General features: G+C 67.7%; 20 protein-coding genes. 10 read left to right on the top strand and 10 right to left on the bottom strand.

Features of this window, described 5'->3' with window-relative positions; all coding sequences use genetic code 11:
* Positions 1–2: 2 nt before the first annotated feature.
* Entirely contained in the window at positions 3–1,088 is a 1,086-nt protein-coding gene (locus SK854_RS41330) for an epoxide hydrolase family protein (protein WP_319980599.1), read from the bottom strand.
* Between the two features lie 52 nt (positions 1,089–1,140).
* On the opposite strand from SK854_RS41330, the gene SK854_RS41325 reads away from it, so the two are divergent.
* Positions 1,141–2,085 carry a helix-turn-helix transcriptional regulator gene (locus SK854_RS41325; protein WP_319980598.1) on the top strand — a complete coding sequence of 315 codons (945 nt, stop codon included), beginning with the start codon at positions 1,141–1,143 and terminating at the stop codon, positions 2,083–2,085.
* Between the two features lie 2 nt (positions 2,086–2,087).
* Positions 2,088–2,354: a hypothetical protein gene (locus tag SK854_RS41320; RefSeq protein WP_319980597.1), complete on the top strand. Its 267-nt coding sequence runs from the start codon at positions 2,088–2,090 to the stop codon at positions 2,352–2,354.
* Here SK854_RS41320 and SK854_RS41315 read toward each other — a convergent pair.
* Both SK854_RS41315 and SK854_RS41310 read right to left on the bottom strand, forming a co-directional pair.
* Positions 2,302–5,208 (bottom strand): NACHT domain-containing protein, encoded by a 2,907-nt coding sequence (locus SK854_RS41315; RefSeq protein WP_319980596.1) that lies wholly within the window; start codon positions 5,206–5,208, stop codon positions 2,302–2,304. The genes SK854_RS41320 and SK854_RS41315 overlap by 53 nt on opposite strands.
* A 28-nt stretch (positions 5,209–5,236) precedes the next feature.
* Complete coding sequence (locus tag SK854_RS41310) at positions 5,237–5,788, bottom strand: cadmium resistance transporter (RefSeq protein ID WP_319980595.1); 552 nt, start codon at positions 5,786–5,788, stop codon at positions 5,237–5,239.
* A gap of 94 nt (positions 5,789–5,882) precedes the next feature.
* On the opposite strand from SK854_RS41310, the gene SK854_RS41305 reads away from it, so the two are divergent.
* Positions 5,883–6,749 carry an SDR family NAD(P)-dependent oxidoreductase gene (locus tag SK854_RS41305; protein WP_319980594.1) on the top strand — a complete coding sequence of 289 codons (867 nt, stop codon included), beginning with the start codon at positions 5,883–5,885 and terminating at the stop codon, positions 6,747–6,749.
* Between the two features lie 9 nt (positions 6,750–6,758).
* A complete protein-coding gene (locus SK854_RS41300; protein ID WP_319980593.1) occupies positions 6,759–7,319 on the top strand; it encodes a TetR/AcrR family transcriptional regulator in 561 nt (186 codons plus the stop codon).
* Here the strand turns inward: SK854_RS41300 and SK854_RS41295 are convergent.
* The 5 genes from SK854_RS41295 to SK854_RS41275 form a co-directional block, all read right to left on the bottom strand.
* Entirely contained in the window at positions 7,308–8,105 is a 798-nt protein-coding gene (locus SK854_RS41295) for an LLM class flavin-dependent oxidoreductase (RefSeq protein ID WP_319980592.1), read from the bottom strand. The genes SK854_RS41300 and SK854_RS41295 overlap by 12 nt on opposite strands.
* Before the next feature lie 37 nt (positions 8,106–8,142).
* A complete protein-coding gene (locus tag SK854_RS41290) occupies positions 8,143–8,943 on the bottom strand; it encodes an LLM class flavin-dependent oxidoreductase (RefSeq protein ID WP_319980591.1) in 801 nt (266 codons plus the stop codon).
* A gap of 15 nt (positions 8,944–8,958) precedes the next feature.
* Complete coding sequence (locus tag SK854_RS41285; protein WP_319980590.1) at positions 8,959–9,453, bottom strand: DinB family protein; 495 nt, start codon at positions 9,451–9,453, stop codon at positions 8,959–8,961.
* Positions 9,450–10,109, bottom strand: coding sequence for a hypothetical protein (locus SK854_RS41280; protein WP_319980589.1), 660 nt, complete (start codon positions 10,107–10,109; stop codon positions 9,450–9,452). Before SK854_RS41280 ends, SK854_RS41285 begins: the two co-directional genes overlap by 4 nt.
* Positions 10,110–10,465: 356 nt before the next feature.
* Positions 10,466–10,735 carry a hypothetical protein gene (locus tag SK854_RS41275; protein WP_319980588.1) on the bottom strand — a complete coding sequence of 90 codons (270 nt, stop codon included), beginning with the start codon at positions 10,733–10,735 and terminating at the stop codon, positions 10,466–10,468.
* Between the two features lie 330 nt (positions 10,736–11,065).
* Between SK854_RS41275 and SK854_RS41270 the strand changes: the two genes are divergently transcribed.
* The 5 genes from SK854_RS41270 to SK854_RS41250 all read left to right on the top strand — a co-directional run bounded on the left by SK854_RS41270 (position 11,066) and on the right by SK854_RS41250 (position 16,373).
* Positions 11,066–12,043 carry a tyrosine-type recombinase/integrase gene (locus SK854_RS41270; RefSeq protein ID WP_319980912.1) on the top strand — a complete coding sequence of 326 codons (978 nt, stop codon included), beginning with the start codon at positions 11,066–11,068 and terminating at the stop codon, positions 12,041–12,043.
* Positions 12,044–12,172: 129 nt separating this feature from the next.
* Positions 12,173–12,994: a non-homologous end joining protein Ku gene (gene ku / locus SK854_RS41265; protein WP_319980587.1), complete on the top strand. Its 822-nt coding sequence runs from the start codon at positions 12,173–12,175 to the stop codon at positions 12,992–12,994.
* The gene (gene ligD, locus SK854_RS41260; protein WP_319980586.1) at positions 12,995–14,440 is read left to right on the top strand and encodes a non-homologous end-joining DNA ligase; all 1,446 of its coding nucleotides are present in this window, start codon (positions 12,995–12,997) and stop codon (positions 14,438–14,440) included. It begins immediately after the preceding gene.
* Positions 14,427–15,302: a non-homologous end-joining DNA ligase gene (gene ligD / locus SK854_RS41255; protein WP_319980585.1), complete on the top strand. Its 876-nt coding sequence runs from the start codon at positions 14,427–14,429 to the stop codon at positions 15,300–15,302. The genes ligD (SK854_RS41260) and ligD (SK854_RS41255) overlap by 14 nt, the downstream gene beginning before the upstream one ends.
* A 33-nt stretch (positions 15,303–15,335) precedes the next feature.
* Positions 15,336–16,373, top strand: coding sequence for a GrpB family protein (locus SK854_RS41250; RefSeq protein ID WP_319980584.1), 1,038 nt, complete (start codon positions 15,336–15,338; stop codon positions 16,371–16,373).
* Here SK854_RS41250 and SK854_RS41245 read toward each other — a convergent pair.
* A complete protein-coding gene (locus tag SK854_RS41245; RefSeq protein WP_319980583.1) occupies positions 16,351–17,322 on the bottom strand; it encodes a GlxA family transcriptional regulator in 972 nt (323 codons plus the stop codon). The genes SK854_RS41250 and SK854_RS41245 overlap by 23 nt on opposite strands.
* A 53-nt stretch (positions 17,323–17,375) precedes the next feature.
* Here SK854_RS41245 and SK854_RS41240 point away from each other — a divergent pair, with 53 nt between their 5' ends.
* A complete protein-coding gene (locus tag SK854_RS41240; protein WP_319980582.1) occupies positions 17,376–17,765 on the top strand; it encodes a cupin domain-containing protein in 390 nt (129 codons plus the stop codon).
* A gap of 27 nt (positions 17,766–17,792) precedes the next feature.
* Here the strand turns inward: SK854_RS41240 and SK854_RS41235 are convergent, their stop codons facing one another.
* Positions 17,793–19,916 carry a choice-of-anchor P family protein gene (locus SK854_RS41235; RefSeq protein WP_319980581.1) on the bottom strand — a complete coding sequence of 708 codons (2,124 nt, stop codon included), beginning with the start codon at positions 19,914–19,916 and terminating at the stop codon, positions 17,793–17,795.
* Positions 19,917–19,939: the final 23 nt, after the last annotated feature.

Raw genomic sequence — 19,939 nt, 5'->3', positions numbered from 1 at the left:
CGCTACATCTTGGCGAAGAACACCTTCAGGTCGCCCGCCAGCAGCTCCGGCGAGTCGTGCCCGGAGTAGTGCCCGCCCCGCTCGAACTCCGACCAGTGCACCAGGTTGCGGTGATCGCGCTCGGCGAAGCGGCGGATGGTCTGGAAGTCGTCGGGGAAGATCGCGACACCCATCGGCACCGTCGTCGGTTCGGTCGGCTGGTCCTCGCGGTGGGCGTCCTCGAAGTACAGCCGCGCACTCGACCCGGCGGTCGCGGTGAACCAGTAGATCGCCACGTTCGCGAGCAGGAAGTCCTTCGTGACGACCGGTTCGCCCATGAGCTGCATCGTCCAGGCGAGCTGCCCGACGGGGGAGTCCGCGAGCGCGAACGCCACGTTCTGCGGCCGCGCCTGCTGCAGCTTCGCGTACCCCGACATCGTCTCCCAGAAGTTCTGCAGCACCCCGAGCCGGCGGTGGTCGTCCTCGGTCAGGCCCTCCATCTCGGCAGGATCACCCGAGGGGAACGAGAAGATCTGCGTCACGTGCACGCCTGCCACGTGCTCCGGGTCGACCTGCCCGAGCTGAGGCGCGATGATCGCCCCCGCGTCGTTGCCGTGCACGCCGTAGCGCTGGTAGCCCAGCCGTGCCATCAGCTCCGCGAACGCCTTCGCGATCCGCCCGGAGTGCCAGCCCGTGTCGGTAGTGGGCCCGGAGAACCCGAAGCCGGGGATCGAGGGGATGACCAGGTGGTGGTCCTCGCGCAGGTGCTCGATCACGTCGACGAACTCCAGCACCGAACCGGGCCAGCCGTGGATCAGCATGACCGGCAACGCGTCCGGGTTCGGGCTCGTGACGTGCAGGAAGTGAACGTTCGTGCCGTCGATCTCGGTGACGAACTGCGGGAAGGAGTTGAGCCTGGCCTCCACGGCCCGCCAGTCGAACTCCCCGGCCCAGTACCGCGCCATCTCCTTCACGTCCGCGACGTCGTCCCCGTAGAGCGAACCGGCCCCCGGCACCTGGTCGGTCCACCGCGTCCGCGTCAGACGAAGCCGCAACTCGTCGATGTCGGCGTTGTCGATCGCGATGTGGAATTCCCTGATCTCCGTCATAACCCGAGGCTAACGACGCTTGCGGCCAGCCTCTGTCCTAAAGTGTCCGTCCATGTTGGAAACATCGGCGCGCCTGCTGCGCCTGCTCGCCCTGCTGCAGTCACGCCGCGACTGGCAGGGCAGCGAACTGGCCGACGAACTGCGGATCAGCCCCCGCACCGTCCGCCGCGACGTGGACCGCCTGCGCGAACTCGGCTACCCGGTCAACGCCACCACGGGCTCGTTCGGCGGCTACCGCCTCGGCGCCGGCGCCGAACTCCCACCCCTGCTGCTCGACGACAACGAGGCCGTCGCCGTCGCGGCCGCCCTGCGCACCAACGCCGTCACAGGCCTGGAAGAGGTGTCCCTGCGCGCGTTGCTGAAGCTGGAACAGGTCCTGCCCTCGCGTTTGCGCCACCGCGTGTCAGCCCTGGAACAGGTCGAATCCGTCCCACGCGACTCCCCAGCACCCGCCCTCGACCCGGAGTTGCTGACAGTCCTCGCCGCCGCCTGCCGCGACAGCGACACCCTCCGCTTCGACTACAACGCCCACGACGGCACCGCGACCCGCCGCCGTGTGGAACCCCACCGCCTCGTCAACTGGGGCCGCCGCTGGTACCTCGTCGCCTGGGACGCCGACAAACAGGACTGGCGCAGCTTCCGCGTGGACCGCATCACCCCACCCCAACCGCCTCACGGCCCGCGCTTCGCCCCACGAGACTTCGACGCCACCACCTACGTCGCCTCCCGCGTGACCCAAGCCGCCTGGCGCTTCCAGGCCCGCGTCCTCGTCCACGCCCCGGCCGACGCCGTCGCCGCCCGCATCAACGCCGCCATCGGCACCGTCGAAGCCGTGGACGACGCCTCCTGCGTGCTCGTGACCGGCTCCGACACCGTCGAAACACTCGCCGTGTGGATCGGCATGCTCGGCTTCGACTTCGAAGTCACCTCACCACCAGAGCTCGTGGCACACGTTCGCACTCTTGCGGCCCGCTACGCCCGCGCCGTACAAGACTGACCATGGCCATCACCGGACGGGACATCGAGCACCTGCTCTACACCGAAACGCCCGACCCGATCCTGGTCCTGCACAACGGGGAGGCGGAGATCGTGGCCGCTGCCGATCTCGGTGGGCGGCCTGGCGCGATCGTTGTGTGCTCGCGTTCCGAGTTGCTGCGGCGGGTGGGGGAGCGCGACATCAGCGAGCAGGAACTGACGGCACTGGCCGCCGAACTCACCAGGTCAACTCAACGCCCAGCTCCTCCGCCGCCCGCCTGGCCCGCTTGACCAGATCAGGACGCAGCTTCTGGAGGATCTTCTGGTCGAGTCTTTCCAGCAACCCTACGAGGCTGAACGTTTCGGGGTCGATGTCGTTCACGTGCACGCCTAGATCGTGCAGCCTCAGGAGGCCTTCCATCTTGTCGTTGATGTGGACTCTGTCGACCAGATATGAGAACTGTTCCATCAGCTCGACATCATCGCCGCCTGTGCCCAATCTGCTGAAGAGCTCACGCGAAAACATCACGTCGCCTTCGGCCTCGTATAATTCCATGAGCGCAGGCACACACCTGTCGACCGGGGTGGCCATCAAGTTGATCAACGCTGATGTCACGATGATGCCGCACTGGGACGTCAGTGGTGTCAGAGTGTCCCGAAGCGTCACGCTGACGTCGTCCAACGTCACGTACGGCTCCGACATCAGAAGCCACTCGTTGTGGACCTCGCGACCGCGGTTGTTCAGGTTCACTGAGAAATGCCGGTCGGTGTCGCGATCGACCCAGAACCACAGCACCACGTTCGCCCACTCGCTTGACGACAGCCGCGACTTCCAGAACAGCATCAACCGCCGCCAGTCGTCCACACTCACACCCAGTTCGTCGGCGAAGAGCTTGTCCCGCAGAACCAACGCCAGCACCGCCAGGTTGAGCGAGTACTTCGCGTCCCGCACCGAGTCGGGCAATGCCACCGGCGAGTAGTCGCCGCGCTGCTTCCTGGTCTCGTCGCGCGCCGCGAACAAGCGTGAGACCAGGTCGAACAAACCTTCCCGGTCGGACTTCGCCGCGAACTCCCGCAGGAAGTCCAGCACCGGTTTGCTCGTCACGAGCGCCATGTAGGACAGCACGGCGTAGAGCTCGGTGTCGTCCGCCGAAGCCTTGCGCTTCGACCGGGCCCGGTCCTCTTCCCGCAGTTCGGTGAGCCTGTTCCACACGAACCGCGCCACGAGGTACTCGCCGAAGGTGGCGTGCAGGAACTCGTAGGTTCGCAGCGTGGTGGAGTCCGCGCGTGTGGCCTCCGTCTTCTGCACGAAGAAGAACCGCCCCAGCACCGTCTCGCCGGCCGACAGCCGTGTGTGGGTTCCGATCAACCGGTCAGGGGAGTCGAGAGCGAGCAGCTGGACGAGGTCCGCCGTCACGTCCTGCTCGGCGATCCACTGCACGCCGCGGTTGAACATCGCGAGCGCCACCACCGACAACCGGTCGAGCTCGAACTCGACGTCGTGGTCCAGATCAGCAGGGGAGCGTGACTCGCCGCTCTTGGTCACCTCGCGCCGGGCGAACAGGTCGAGCAGGCGTGCGTACAGCTGCCCGCGGCTCAGGCTGAGATGGTCGCGCTGGAACGAATCATCCACCGCGTCGTACAACGCCAGCATCAGCAACAACAACGGCTGCGAAGCCAGATCCGGATACCGCAGCACGGTCTCGGCAGGCAGCGGGCGGTTGACCGAGTTCCACACCTCCAGCCACGAACGCACTTGGCCGTCGGAGAACGGCATCAACCGCACCACCTGCGTGTGCCACGGCATCTCCAGGCCCGCACACACGCTCAACCGGCTCGTCACCACGAACACCGTCGGCCTGCCCATGTCCTCCAGGCGCTGCTGGAACTCGGCGATGATCGTCAGATACCGGGTCTGGCTCACCCCGGTGGCCTGCAGCAGTTCGTCGAAGCCGTCCAGCACGACCAACGGCAACGCGCCACCGGTGTTGCGGGAGAAGTCCGCCCAGCTGACCGGCTCGTGCAGCAGGGTGTGCAGGCCGCACTCGATCTGGTGCACGAGATCGGCGTCTGAGGGCGTGCAGCGCAGCTCCACCCGCACCACGGCGAAGTCCGACGCCGGCAACCGCGCCGCGAGCATCTCGGTCAGCACCGACTTGCCCGAACCCGGATCCCCCAGCACCAGCAGGGGAGCCGCCAATGCCTCCGGCGACGTCAGATACCCCGCCAGATAGGCGTAGAAATCGTCACGGACGGGCACGTCGTCCCACCACGCGAGCAGCGACGGCGCCAGCGCTCGATCCGTGTCGGTCACGACCTGAAACCGGGGATCTACATAGGCGTCGGACAGGCTCGGGATCCGCACGCCGTCCGGCACCTCGGTCGACTTCACCAACGACCGCCGCAACGCGCCCCGGTAGGCACCTGCCAGCTCGGCGAGCCGCACCTCGGGCATCAGGTCGGTCGTGGTCTCGCTGAGCACGTCCTCCAGCCGTGCCAACGCCTTGCGCACCGAACGGCCGTCCTCGATCGAGCACCAGAACCTGATCTCGGGAAACTCGGCGGCGAGCTGACCCAGCAACTCCTGGTACCGCACCAGCGCACATGTCGTGATGTGCTGGACCGCTTCGGTCACTTGCTCCTGCTCGTTCTCGTCGAGGCCGTCCCAGCACGCCAGACTCATCACCGCGGAGAGCAGGTCGCCGGCGAGCTGGTCGTAGGTACGTGCCACCACGACCAGGTTCTCGTCGTAGGAACGGCCCACTGACGGAAGCGGCAGCTCCAGCTCCCACGGGCTGAACCTCGCGACGAGCTCGCGGTCCTCCTTGGTGAGCTTCACGTGGACCTGCTGCTCCTCGAACGCCTCGAAGAACGCCGTCATCACCAGGACAGCGTGCGCGGCGTGCAGCTGCTGCGTGCGGGTGTAGCGACTCACGCCCCGGCGCTTCGCGGAGACCTTGGAGATCAGCTCGTTGCTCAGGCGGAGGAAGTCCGGCTTGGCGTCGAAGAGGGACAGCACCTCCCACATGCCCAACGAACCCAGGAGCAGCAACCCGCCCAGGACCTTGTCCATGGCCGCGACGACCGGGTGCTCCTTGCCGCCGAGGATCTTGACGGCCTCGTTGTAGCTGTAGGTCTTTCGCACCCGAAATGTCTACCCGACAAGTGACGGCTCATCCGGAGAACAACACCAAAAGACCAATGGCGATCAGTACGACCGGAAGAGCGATGTGGCCCCACTTGGCCAGGGCTCGTGCCACCACCTGACGGGAGGCCAGGAACCAGCCCGCCAGGCACCACACGCCGACCAGCAGCAGGAACACCGCGACGTAGACCCACAGCGAGTCCGCCACGGCGAAGACCGGCACGTAGACGCCGATGTTGTCGCCACCGTTGGCCAGGGTCACGCCGGCCATCGCGAGGATGCCGGGAGCGGCGTCCGGTTCGTCCTCGTCGTCGGAGCCTCGCCACAGGGACCAGGCGGCCTTGAGGCCCAGTGCCAGGGGGATCAGGCCCAGCCACGGGCGGAACTGGGCGGGGAGCAGGGATGCGCCCAGGGCGCCGATGACGGCTATCGCGAGGATGGCGGTGAAGCCCAGGTACTGGGCCGTCACGACCCGCCAGGCCGACTTCGCCCGCGCGAAGAACAGCGCGAGGAGCACCAGGTCGTCGACGTTCGTCACCGCGAACATGCCTGCAGCCTGGCCGATCACCCCAAGATCCACGGCCGCATTCTCGCCCGCCTTGAAACGGATAGCTCATCCGTATGTGTGCTAGCGTCGATCTTAAGCGGATCAGCTATCCGGATTGGGGAGTGTCATGGCGCGCAAGGCAGTGGTCACCGCGGGGACCGGCGGTATCGGGCTGGAGACGGCACTGGGGCTCGCTCAGGCAGGATTCGCCGTCACGGTTGTGGGGCGCAACGCCGAACGTGGGGCGCAAGCCGTCGAGAGGATCAACGCCAGGGCAGGGGAGCCCGCGAGATTCCTGCAGGCCGACCTCGCCTCGCTCGACGCGGTGCGCGCGCTCGCCGAGCGGATCGCCGCCGAAGGGGAACTGGAGGTGCTGGTCAACAACGTCGGCGCCATGTTCGCCGATCGCGCCGAGTTCGACGGCGTCGAAGCGTCGTTCGTGGTCAACCACCTCTCGCCCTACCTGCTCACCGAACTCCTGCTCCCGGTGCTGACCGGCCGGGTGGTGAACGTGACGTCTGGTTCCGTGGTGGTCGCCAAGAAGGTGTTCGACGAGGTCGAGCCGCCTGGCGGCTACTACGGGTTCCACTGGTACGGGCGCGCCAAGCTCGCGAACCTCGCCTACACCCTCGACCTCGCCCAGCGGCAGACGAAGGTGGCGGTGCTCGCGGCCGACCCCGGAGGTGCGGACACCGACATGACCGACGGCACCATGCGCACGTCCAAGATCGTGTCACCAGGACTGCGACTGCTGTGGCCGTTGGTCCGCCGCACGTTCGAGAAGGCGACCTCAGGGCCTGCCGCCATGGCAGCCCGGTCCTCGATCCTGGCCGCCACAGACAAGACACTGCCTTCCGGCACCGTCATCGGGCGCCGTGCCGTTCCCGTCTCACCCCACCGCACAGCCACGGACCCACGCGTCCAACAGGCCGTGCGCAGGCTCAGCGAGAGGCACGCGCCACTCGTCCGCGTTCCGGATGGCGTATCCAATTAGGCTGGAGGCATGACGCCGCAGCGGAAAGACGCCGCCCGCAACTGGGAGCACATCGTCACCGTCGCCAGAGAACTCGTCGACGAAGGCACCCCGCTGCAGCTCAACGACGTCGCCCGCCGCGCAGGACTGGGCGTCGGCACGGTCTACCGGCACTTCCCGACCACCGAAGCGCTCCTCGAGACCGTCGCCACGCCCTGCCTCGAAGCACTCGCCGGCCACGGCGAACAAGCCCTCACCCACGACGACCCGTGGAAAGCCTTCGCCGACTTCCTCACCACGCTCGTCGAAGGCCAGGTCACCGACGCCGCACTCGTCAAGGTCGCCGCCACGACCCACGACGTGCTGCCACGCACCACCGAACTCAAAGCGCAGATCCTCGCCACCGGAGCCAAACTGCTCGCCCGCGCCCGCGACGCCGGAACCGTCCGCCCCGACGTGCACGACGACGACCTCGTCCCGCTCATGTGCGGCATCTCCTACGCCACCTACGTGCACAGCGCGAGCCCGGCCGACCGGCTCACCACCGCACGCCGCTACCTCGAAACCCTGCTCCGAGGCCTACACGCCTGACCGCGGCGGACCGGCCGCCACGAACGCCCGCAGCTCATCCAGCTCCCGCGCGCTACCGTCGGTCAGCATCCACGTCACACCCGCGGCCTCGTACTCCTTCACCTCCTCCGGCAACACGCCGCCACCCCACATCACGACATCACCGTCGTCAGGCCCGCCCGACGCCACGAAGTCCGCCTTCACACGAGCGGCGTCCTCGGGGGAGAGCACCACCAGACCGTCAGGGCCGAACGTCGCCGGCACCACGCCCGCCGCGTGCTCCGCCGCACGGAACGGCGTCGAACGCGGCCAGTTCCCGCCGACCCAGATCGGCACCTCCACCGGCGCGAACCGCACCCCGGACACCTCGAACAACGCACCGCGGTGCTCGACCTCGGCGCCGGACAACAACGCCCGCAGCAACTCGACGCCCTCCGACATCGCCCCAGCACGCGACGCACGCTCGCCGAAGGGGGAGTAGTCCTGCGGCACACCCGCACCCACCCCGAGCACCAGCCGCCCACCCGACAACCGCTGCAAAGTCGACGCCTCCAACGCCACCTTCCACGGCCGCCGACGCCCCAGCGACGTCACCAAAGGCCCCAGCCGAAGCCTCGACGTCCGCGCCGCCACCGCACCCAACGTCACCCACACATCAGCCACAACAGGCTCCTCCGGCACCACCACGTGATCCCACAGGAAGAACCCGTCCCACCCCGCCTCCTCAGCCTCCACAGCAAGCGACACCAGCACCGAAGGATCACCCAGCGACGAACCGAACGAAGGAACATAGATCGCGTAATCCATGCCCCTCAGTGTGGCAAGCACCCCCGACAAGATCGTTCTAACGCGGCGGACCAGCGGAAATGTGCGAACGCAGCTCCGAAAGCGACGCCTTCCACCCGTCCAGCAACAACCACGTCGCACCAGCGTCCGCGAACTCCGACACCTGCGCCACCGACGGCCGCGCCCCACCACCCCAGATCGCCAAATCCCCGTCCGCAGGCCCACCCGCGGCCACGAACTCCGCCTTCATCGACGCCGCCTGCGCAGGAGACGCCACCGCGAACCCAACCGACCCGTCCTGAATGATCGGAAACAACCCCGACGCCCGCGCCGCCGCCAGGAACGGCACCTTCCGCGGCCAGATCCCCGACGTCCACACCGGCACGTCCACCGGAGCGAACCGCACCCCGGACGCCTCGAACACGCCACCCCGATGCTCCACCGGCTCACCCGAGAGCAACTCCTGCACCAACTCCACACCCTCGGTCAACCGCGCCGCACGCGACCGCGCGTCCGACGCCTCACCGAACGACGTGTAATCCCGAGGCACACCCATCCCCACCCCGAGCACCAGCCGCCCACCCGACAACCGCTGCAAGGTCGACGCCTCCACCGCCAGCTTCCACGGACGACGCCGGGGGACAGGCGTGATCATCGGCCCCAACGTGATCCGCGACGTCCGCGCCGCCACCGCACCCAACGTCACCCACGGATCAGCCACCAACGGCTCCGCCACCAGGTGATCCCACATGAAGAACCCGTCCCAGCCGGCCGCCTCGGCCTCAACGGCCAACGAACACAGCACCGCCGGATCGCCATAGGTCTCGCCATAACAAGGCACGTAGATCGCAAAACGCATGCGGGGGAGTCTGCCTCAACGCCCCTCACCGGTCGCGCCGTCGATCTGCTCCCGCAAGATGTCAGCGTGCCCCGCATGCCGCGCGGTCTCCGTCGTCACGTGCACCAACACGTTGAACAACATCACGTCCGGACGCGGCCACCACGGCACATGACCAGGGGAGTCCACCGCAAGCGCGGAGATCGTCGCATCCGAGTGCGCGCACGCACGCCGATAACGCTCGACGATGTCCTCACGCGACTCCGACTCGTCCGCCCGCATGTCCGACCCACGCGCCGCCAAGTCGTCCCACCGAGGCATCGGCTCAGGAAACGGCCGCCCGAACACCTCACCGAAGTACCGCGACTCCGCCAACGTCAGATGCTTCACCAAACCCAGCAGATTCGTCCCCGACCCCACCAACGGCCGCCGCACATCCGCCTCGGCCAACCCGTCGAGCTTCCACACCAACACCTCGCGCAACTCACGCAAATCGTCGTGCAGGTACTTCTTCGCGAACTCATCGATCATGAACGCGCAGCCTGCCAGTCACGCGCGATCGACTCCACCCACGACCAGACATCCGGCATCGCGTCGTAGGTGTACAACGAGTATTCAGGACACCCAGGCAACGGCGTGACGCCATCAGCCGCATGATCCGGTGCGAACCACACCAGATGACCCGTCTCACGATGCGCCGCCGTCAGGTTCGCATTCGCCTCTATCGCCACAGTGACGTAAGGCCGCATCTCTTCGACCGGAACCGTCAGCCCTTCGTCCTCCCACGCCCAGCCGTAATGCGGAAGGGCCTCCACGATCGACTCACTCGTCGTCGCCCCCACCGTCAGCACCTCGGTCAGGTTGAGCGTCAACTCCGACGGATCACCGAAACGCTCGACGATGCCGCCGAACACCGCCCAGAGCCGCTCCAGGAACGCGGGAGCGTCGGCCTTCCGCAACGGCGGATCGCACAACCAGCCGCGACGCGCTTCAGCAGGACCCCACGCCAGCAGTTCGTACGAACGGCCCGCCGCGGACACCGGAGTCACGGTCGCGGACGCCAGCAGCGCCGACAGTTGGGGAAACTCCGCTAGAGGGCCGCGTGTCCACGACGAGGGCTCACCGACGACGACATCGGGGTCGTAGAAGCGCTTGTGTTCGTCGAGGAGCCGATCCCAGTCAGACATGACGCGAAGCATGGCAGGGGAGACCTCACGGCAGACGCCACTCCGCCGCGCACGCCTCGACCCACGAAACGACGTCCGGCATCGCGTCGAACGAGTACAGGGAGTACGGCGGACACTTCGCCAGCGGTGTGACGCCGTCGAAACGAATGGTCGGGCGCGAACAGCACAAGACGGCCTGTCTCGACGTGCGCCGCCGTCAGGTTCCCGTTGGCCTCTATCGCCACGGTGACGAAAGGAAGCAACTCCTCGCCCGGAAGGGGCGGCATCTCGTCCGTCCACAGCCAGTCGTGCTGGCCGACGACATCAGCGAACGACGTCCGCGACGCCGACACCGTCAACACCTCGTTCTGGTTCAGCTACAGCGTCGACGGACCAGCGAACGGCTCAACGATCCCGCCGAACACCGCCCAGAGGCGTTCCAGGAACGCCGGAGAGCCGGCGACACGAGAAGGCGGCTGACAGAGCCAGCCGCGGCGGTCGTGAAAACGACCCCACGCCAGAAGTTCATGAGGACAGCCCGCCACGGACACCGACGTGACGGTCGCGGACGCCAGCAGCGCCGACGGCTCAGGAAACCCGGCCCAGGAGAGTCCCGCCACCAGGGCCGAATCCACGTTACTTGACATAATGTAGATTATCGGCAAAACGGCGACCTGCGAAGATCGTCCCAGAAGGGGCTGAAACGCCCGTGTTGGCGCGTCTGCAAGCCACAGCCAACGGGCAGGTCGGCTGCGCTTGCAGACGCCACAACATCAGATCCACGGCGATGTCGGAGCGCGGTCGACACCGACGTGTCGTCAGTGAGACGTACGTGGCGGGGTGCCATTACGTTCGCGATCCCCGACAAGTGACGCCACCTGGTCCAGCGGCTTCCTCCGCCACGTCGAATCCCGGCGAAACGGAGATTTCATGCATAATCGCCATTATCCAGCACAGTGCGCGGAATTGTCGGTGGTGTGCGGTACAAGATCCATATGCACGTGCTCGCCGCCCAGGACGCCTTCTTCCTCGCCCGCCGGACTCGCAAGGACTCGCCGCACACGACGGCCGCCTACCAGCGGGATCTCTCCGGCGTGAACACACTCCTGGCCGAGACCCTCCTCTCCCCCGTCGAGGAACTCACGATGGGCCAGCTCACCGGGGCGAACCTCCGTCAGGCTTTCGGGTTGTTCGCGGACACCCACGCCAAGAGCTCCGTGCTGCGGGCCTGGTCCACGTGGAATCAGTTCCTGACGTTCTGCGTGGCCGAGGACCTCATCGCCGGCAACCCGATGGGCGCAATCGCCCGTCCCAAGACGCCTCCGCTCGTGCCCAAGCCCCTGCGGGGTGAGGACACCCCCGAGCAGTTGCTCACGGCCGCGGCGGAGGGTGCGCGCAAGGGGCGTGATCCGTGGCCTGAGCGGGACGTGCTGGTCATCGCGCTGGGGCTGGTCGCCGGGCTCCGGAGCGCGGAGATGCGCACGTTGACGTTGGCGAGCGTGGTCGGGCGGGAGGGTGATCAGCGGCTGCACGTGAAGGGCAAGGGCAACCGCGACAGGTCCGTTCCCATCGAGCCTCCGATGGAACGCATCGTGGAGGCGTACCTGAAGAGTTGTAAGCAGCGTTTCCCTCAGGGGCGTTTTGATCGTGAGTCGGCGCTGCTCAGGGACAGGCACGGTGAGCCGATCGGGCGGGGTGGGCTGGAGTACCTGGTCAAGTCGTGTTTCCGGTGGGCGGGGCTGAACGACCGGGTGCCGACGGGGGCGAGTCTGCACGCTCTGCGGCACACGTTCGCGACGCGGCTGGCCGAGGACGGGGCGAACGCGAGCGAGATCATGGCGCTGCTGGGGCATGCGAGTTTGGCGACGAGTCAGAACTACATCGAGGCGACGGCGCGCGAGCGACGGGCTGCGGTGGCGAGCAACAGGACGTATCGGGCGCTCAAGGACATCTAGCGGTGTTCCAGTGGGATGCGGGACTCTCGGTTGTGACGCGTGGGCCGGGGGTCGCTCAGTTGCCGGATCGTTAGGCCAAGTGGGTGATCTGATAGTGCGAAAACCGCATTTCAGGGGTACCCAATGAGAATGAGATCCGTGTGGCGTGGGGCCATCTCCTTCGGGTTGGTGACGATCGCCGTGCGCCTCTACACGGCTGTCGAGGAGCACGACTTCCGTTTCAACCAGGTGCACCGGGAGGACGGCGGGCGCATCAAGTACAAGCGCGTCTGTTCGGTGTGCGGTGAAGAGGTCGAGTATTCGGAGATCACCAAGGGCTATGAGTTGGACGACGGCCGGATGGTGATCATGGAGAACGAGGACTTCGACAAGTTGCCGGTGAAGACCGACAAGTCGATCGACGTGCTGGAGTTCGTGCCGGCGGAGGAGATCGATCCGATCTACTTCCAGAAGACGTACTACCTGGAGCCGGACAAGGCGGCGGCGCGGCCGTACGTGTTGCTGCGGGACGCTCTCGTCAAGACGGGTCAGCTGGCGGTCGTGAAGATCACGATCCGGCAGAAGGAGACGCTGGCGACGATCCGGGCGCGTGATGACGTGCTGGTGATGCACACGATGTTGTGGCCGGACGAGATCCGCAAGGCGGAGTTCGACTTCCTGGACCAGGACGTGGAGGTGCGGCCGCAGGAGTTGAAGATGGCGACGTCGCTGGTGGAGTCGATGGCGGGTGACTTCGATCCGGACACGTTCACCGACGATTATCGGGACGCGCTGGAGAAGGTGATCGCGGCGAAGGCGGAGGGTGCGGAGTTGCCCGAGCAGCCGGAGGCCGAGGAGAAGGGCGATGTCATCGATTTGATGACGGCGCTGGAGCGCAGTGTGGAGAAGGCGAAGGCCGGGCGGAAGAGCGAGAAGAAGGCTCCGCCGAAGAAGAAGGCTTCGTCGGCGTAGATGGCCGGGCTCGACGAGTACCGGCGCAAGAGGGATCCGGCCAGGACGCCGGAGCCCGTTCCGAGCGCGGATGAGTTGCCGAGGGGCGACAACGACACGTTCGTGATTCAGGAGCATCACGCGAGCAGCCTGCATTGGGATGTGCGGTTGGAGCGTGATGGTGTTCTGGTGTCGTGGGCGGTGCCGAAGGGTTTGCCGTCCACGACTGATGTGGTGCGTCTGGCCGTGCACACCGAGGACCATCCGTTGGAGTACGCGCAGTTCTCCGGGGAGATTCCGAAGGGTGAGTACGGCGGCGGCGAGATGGTCATCTGGGATCGCGGCCGCTATGAGACGGTGAAGTGGTCGGACCGTGAGGTGGACGTCGTTCTGCACGGTCGTCGTGTGCAGGGTCAGTTCGTGTTCTTCCGGTCGGGCAAGGACGAGAAGAACTGGATGATGAAGCGCCGGCACGCCGCGGCGCGTCCGGACTGGCAGACCTTGCCGGAGCAGCTGAAGCCGATGCTCGCTGTTCCGGGGCCTCTCCCCCAGGATGATGATGATCTTTGGGCCTATGAGTTCAAGTGGGACGGCGTCCGGGCGATCCTGAGGGTCGAGGGTGGTCGCGTGCAGGCGTGGTCGCGGTTGGGCAACGACATCACGGTCGCCTATCCGGAGCTGCAGGGTGTGGGTGAGCAGCTGGGGTCGACGGAGGCGTTGCTCGACGGGGAGATCGTCGCGTTGCAGAACGGCAGGCCGAGTTTCAGCGCGTTGCAGAACCGGATGCACGTGACGAAGTCGGAGGCCGCGCGCCGGGCGGCGAGGCAGTATCCGGCGACGTTGCTGCTGTTCGATCTGCTGCACCTGGATGGCAGCTCCACGATGCAGCTTCCGTTCCGGCAGCGGCGTGAGCTGCTCAGGGGTCTGGAGCTGAAGGGCCCGAACTGGCTGACTCCCCCGTCCTACGACGAGGACGGTGCCTCGGTGCTGGCGGCGAGCCGTGAGCAGGGTCTGGAGGGCGTGGTCGCGAAGCGGCTGGATTCGGTCTATCAGCCGGGGATGCGCAGCCCGGTGTGGCGCAAGATCACGGACCTGTTGGCGCAGGAGGTGGTGATCGGCGGCTGGCGGATGGGTGAGGGCAAGCGTGCGGGTGTGGTGGGGGCGCTGTTGCTGGGTATCCCCCAGGACGGCGGGCTGGCGTTCGCGGGTTCGGTGGGGACCGGGTTCAACGATGCCGAGTTGGCGGTGTTGACGCCGCGGTTGAAGGCGTTGGCGCGCAAGGGTTCGCCGTTCGTGACGGAGATGCCGCGGGAACGGGCGAAGGGTGCGTTGTGGGTGGAGCCGGAGTTGGTGGCGGAGGTGGTGTTCCGGCAGTGGACGCCGGACGGGCGGATGCGGTTTCCGGCGTGGCGCGGGTTGCGGCCGGACAAGGCGCCGGAGGAGGTGCGTCGGGTTGACCAGCAGTGACGCGACTGTGCGGGTCGAGGATCGGGTGTTGAAGCTGACGAACCTGGACAAGTTGTTGTATCCGGAGTTCGGGTTCACCAAGGGTGAGGTGATCGATTACTACACCCGGATCGCGCCGGTGCTGCTCCCTCATCTCAAGGACCGTCCGGTGACGTTGAAGCGCTACCCCAACGGGGTGGACGGGAAGTGGTTCTTCGAGAAGAACGCGCCGGAGCACCGTCCGGAGTGGGTGCGGACGATGCGGCTGGAGTCGCCGGGTAGTTCGAAGGGCAACGAGACCGTCAACTACGTGATGGTGGACGAGCTGGCGACGCTGGTGTGGCTGGCGAACCTGGCGGCGCTGGAGTTGCACGTGCCGCAGTGGACGGTGGGGCCGCGCGGGGGCAAGCGGGATCCTGATCTGCTGGTGTTCGACCTGGATCCGGGTGCTCCGGCGACGATCGTGGAGTGTTGCCGGGTCGCGGAGCAGGTGCGGATGGTGCTGGACGACGACGGTGTGGACTCGTGGGCGAAGACGTCGGGCAACAAGGGCATGCAGGTGTACGCGTACGCGCCGGCGAAGGACACGTCGGAGTACGCGAAGGCGGTGGCGCAGCGGTTGGCGCAGGAGCATCCGAAGCTGATCGTGTCGACGATGGCGAAGGCGCAGCGGCCTGGGAAGGTGTTCATCGACTGGTCGCAGAACAACCCGGCGAAGACGACGATCGTGCCGTACTCGTTGCGGGCCCGGGAGCGGCCGGCGGTGTCGACGCCGATCACGTGGGACGAGGTCGAGGACTGCGAGGTCGTGGAGGACCTGGTGTTCACCGCGGACGAGGTGCTGGCGCGGGTCGAGTCGGCGGGTGACCTGTTCGGGAGTTGATATTCTGGCCGACTGCCTATGTGGGGGTTTGCCGTGAACATCGAGCTTGCCGAGTACGACGTCGCCTGGCCTGGTCTTTATGAACGGGAGCGGTCGCGGGTTCTCGCCGTTCTGCCGGATGCCGAGCTGGAGCACGTGGGGTCGACGTCGGTGCCGGGGTTGTGCGCCAAGCCGGTGATCGACCTGATGCTGGTGGTGGACGACCCGCTGGACGAGGCGGCGTACGTGCCGGCGTTGGAGGCCGCGGGGTATCGGGTGACGGTGCGGGAGGACGACTGGCACGACCACCGGATCCTCAAGGGTCCGGACACGAACATCAATCTGCACGTGTTCCCGCGCGGGTGTGCTCAGGTGCGGCGGCATCTGCTGTTCCGCGACTGGTTGCGCGACGACGCTGAGGACCGCGAGTTGTACGCGTCGGCGAAGCGGGCGCTGGCCGGGCGGGAGTGGGAGCGGGTGCAGGACTACGCGGCCGCGAAGACCGAGGTCGTGCTGGACATTCTCGAACGTGCTTATCTGGCGCGTCCGGTGGAGCCGGGCGAGGTGGAGTTCGTGACGGAGACGCTGCCGCACAACGCGCCGGTGGTGCTGGAGGACTACAACCCGGTCTGGCCGCGGTGGTTCGCCGTCGAGGAGGCGAAGATCCGGGCTGCGCTGGGCGAGAGGATCGTCAGGCTGGAGCACGTGGGGTCGACGTCGGTGCCGGGGCTGGCGGCGAAGCCGTTGATCGACATCCTGCTGATCGTGCCGGATTCGGCCGATGAGGACGCCTACGTGCCGGCGTTGGTGGCGGCGGGCTACTCCCTGCGGCTGCGGGAACGGGTCTGGCACGAGCACCGGTTGCTCAAGGGCACGGAGCCGAAGGTGAACCTGCACGTCTACTCCCCCAGGTGTGAGGAGCTCGATCGGATGCTGGCCTTCCGGGACAGGCTGCGCGCTTACCCGGAGGATCGGGAGGAGTACGAGCGCACGAAGCGGGAGTTGGCGGGCCGGACCTGGAAGCGGGTGCAGGACTACGCGGACGCGAAGACGCGGGTGGTCGAGCGGATCATTCTGCGGGCGCTGAGCTGAAGCGGCGCCGGTAGTCCGACGGCGTGAGGCCGGTTTCGCGGCGCATCAGGGCGCGCAGGTTGGCCGCGGTGCCCAGGCCTGTGCGGCGGGCGACGACGTCGAAGCGCCGCTCCCCCAGTTCGATGAGCCGGCGCGCGAGGGTGACGCGTTCTCCGGTGAGCCATGCCAGCGGTGTGGTGCCGAGCTGGGCTTGGAACCGGCGGTGCAACGTGGCTGGGCTGACGGCGGCGCGGGCGGCCAGCGAGGTGACGGTGAGCGGGGTGTCGAGGTGGTGCTGGGCCCACGCGAGGACGGGGGCGAGTGACTCGTCGGGCAGGTCGGGTACCGGGCGTTCGACGAACTGGCGTTGGCCGCCGTCGCGGTGGGCGGCGAAGACGAGGCGGCGGCTGACGGAGTTGGCGATCTCGGCGCCGTGGTCGCGGCGTACGAGGTGCAGGCCGAGGTCGAGGGCGGCGGCGCTGCCGGCGGAGGTGAGGATGTCGCCGTCGTCGACGAACAGGACGTCGGGTTCGAGGTGCACGGCCGGGAAGCGGGTGCGGAAGTCGTCGGCCCACTGCCAGTGGGCGGTGGCGCGGCGGCCGTCGAGGACTCCTGCTTCGGCGAGGGTGAAGGCGCCGCTGCAGAAGCCGACGAGGCGGGCGCCGCGGGCGTGGGCCCGGCGGATGGCGTCGAGGACCTCCGGGCGTCGGGGTACCTCGACGTTGGGGCGGTTGGGGACGATGAGGGTGTCGGCGGTGTCCGTGGCGCCGAGGTCCGTGACGCCGGTGAGGGTGAAGAAGCCGTCGCGCATCGCCGTGTGCGGTTGTGGTGAGCAGAGGCGGAAGTCGTAGAGGTGGCCGCCGATCTCGGGGCGGTGCAGGCCGAAGACCTCGGTGGCGCAGCCGAGTTCGAAGGGGTTGGAGTTCTCGTCCACGATGACGACGACGCGGTGCGAGGATTCTTGCGGCATGTGCGATTCCTAGCACTCACGCCGTGGTCGTGACAGGGGCGAGGCTCAACGACATGAACGAACCCATCGCCCTGGACAAGGCTCTGGCCTCCTTCGACGCCCTGTGGAGCCCTCGCATCGTGAGCCGCGTGAACGACTACGACGTGCGCGTCACGAAGGTGCGTGGCGAGCACGTCTGGCACGTTCACGACGACACCGACGAGTTCTTCCTCGTTCTGGACGGTGAGCTGTTCATCGGGCTGCGTGAGGCCGGGGGCGAGCGCACGGTCGTGCTGCCTCAGGGCTCGGTGTTCACCGTGCCGCGGGGCACGTTCCACAAGCCGTCGTCTCCCGATGGTGCGCGGATCCTGCTGTTCGAGCCCACCGGAACGCTGACCGTGGGCGACCGGCACGACGAGGTCCCGGCCCACGTCGACGCCACCACGGGGCACGAACTGGGCTGACGCCGCAGGAGCGTCAGCCCAGCGAGGTCAGCCCAGGCGGCAGGCCGACAGGATGATCTCCTGGCCGAGCAGCGTGCGGACCCGGACGGCGTTCTGGATCAGCTGGCCGTTCGGTCCGGTCGCGGTCTCGTTGAGGTGCACGGTCGCGACGCCGGGGATGCCGATGGTGGCGGGGCCGGTGCCGATGGGCTGGCCGTTGAGCGTGCCGACCTTCGACGAGCCGGCGACGCCGCTGGCGTCACTCACGCACTTGGCCTCGATGGCGTTGAGCGTGATCGCCCCACCCAGCAGTGAGGCTCCCTCCACCCGTGCCGACGCGACGGTGCGGCCGGTGTTCGCGTCGAGGGTGCAGTCGGCGTGCAGGGCGTTGACCGACGCCAGGCCCAGGACGTTGACCGAGGCGACGGTCTTGTCCTCGTTGGGCGGGCACTGGGCGTGCGGTGTCTTGGCGACGGTGATCAGGCCGGTCGCGTTGAGTGCCCACGCCTCGCCGCGCAGGTAGACCACGACCTTCACGACGGCGGTGGCCGAGGCGCCGTCGTCGTCGGTCACCTTGACCAGGACGTTGTGCGCGCCCAGTGCGGTGAACGTGCGCGAGGCGGTGCAGGTGCCGCTACCGGCTCCCTGGGCGACGGTGCCGTTGACGACCGGGCTGCCGTCGTCGAAGTCCAGGGTGCAGGTGTGCTTGTCGTTGGTGGCGATGTCGGTGAGCGGCGCGGAGAAGTTCACGGTGGTGCCGCGGGTGACGAGCGTCTTGTCGGCGTTCAGGGTGACCTGCGGGGCGACGTTGGTCAGCGTCAGCGTGGTGGACACGGCGACGGGCGGGTTGAGGCCGTCGTTGCCGGTCAGCGTCAGCTGCCACACGCCGTCATCGGTGCACTTGACCGTCGTGGTCTGGGCGGCGGCGTTGCCGAACGAGCAGGTCGCGCCCGCGTCCACGCCGGACTGCGGGGCCGCGGTCCACGCCGTGGTCAGTGACGGGCCGTCGGGGTCGGTCACCAGGCCCGCGAGGCTGACGTCGGTGCCTTCCTGGCCGGCGTACGGGCCGCCGGGCTTGACGACGGGCGGGGCGTTGACCTTGACGGTGACGCACTCGGTCACGCCACCGGCTCCGCCGCCATCAGTGCCGCGGGCGGTGACGCACAGCTCGTGCGTGCCCGCGGCCAGCGCCGGGGTGTCGACCGAGTAGTCGACCGTCGCGGGCCCGTCCTGCGGCAGACCCGGCGTGATCGAGGTGATCGGGAGGTCCGCGCCGCCGTCGACCTTCAGCGTCAGCTGGGTGAGCTTGGAGGCGATGACGCCGGGTACGACGTCGGGCAGCTGGGAGACGTCCGGGACCTCGGTGCAGGTGCCGCCGGTGGTCTCGGCGATCTTGCGCAACGAGTTCGGGGCGCTCGCCTGGCCGCAGGCGACGCCGTTGGACACGGCGAAGGTGAAGATCTTGATGCCGGCGTTCACCGCCTGTTGCAGCTGGGCGTCGACGGCACCGGAGCCGGCACCGTCGGACAGGAAGATCATCAGCTTGCGCTGCTGCGGAGCGGCGGTGGCCGAGGCGAGGCCGGCGGTCAGGCCCGCGGTGTAGTTGGTACCGGAGGCGAAGCTGTGCGGGGTGAAGAGCTGCACGTTGCCGATGTGCGCGCTGCCCAGGGCTTCGGAGATGTCGGTGGTGCCGTTGCCGTTGGCGTCGGCATTGGGCGCGGCGACCTTCTGGTCACCTGGCGCCGGGCTGACGTCGACGGTCGCGCTGTCCGAGCCGAACACGGCGGCGCCGACGCTGCCGACGACGGTGTTGGGGACCGCGGCCTTGGCGTTGAGGGACCGGGCGGCGGCGATCTCGCAGTCCAGGATCGTCGCGGGGTTGCCGTCGCCGTTCTGGTCGCCGCCGCAGCCCGCGGTCACGGTGCCGCCGGTGGAACCGGACACGTCGAGCACGTAGGTCAGGGCGGTGTCGACGACCGCGGCGCCGGTGCCGATCGACGCCTTGCCGGTCACGGTGACCGGGCCGGGTACGACCACGGCGTTGTTCGCCGGGCCGGTGATGGTCACGCCGATGCTCGTGCCGCCGGGCAGGTTGCCGGTGGCTGCGTGCGCAGGCAGGGCGAGTGCCACGGTGGCCGCTAGTGCGGCGCCGACCGTGATGCTGGGTCTCATGGTTCTCCGCTCGATTGGTTCGT

The organism is Lentzea sokolovensis (assembly GCF_033949975.1).
Taxonomy (GTDB): Bacteria; Actinomycetota; Actinomycetes; order Mycobacteriales; family Pseudonocardiaceae; genus Lentzea; species Lentzea sokolovensis.
The sequence above is the reverse complement of the archived record's forward strand: the minus strand, read 5'-3'. Positions and strand labels throughout refer to the sequence as shown.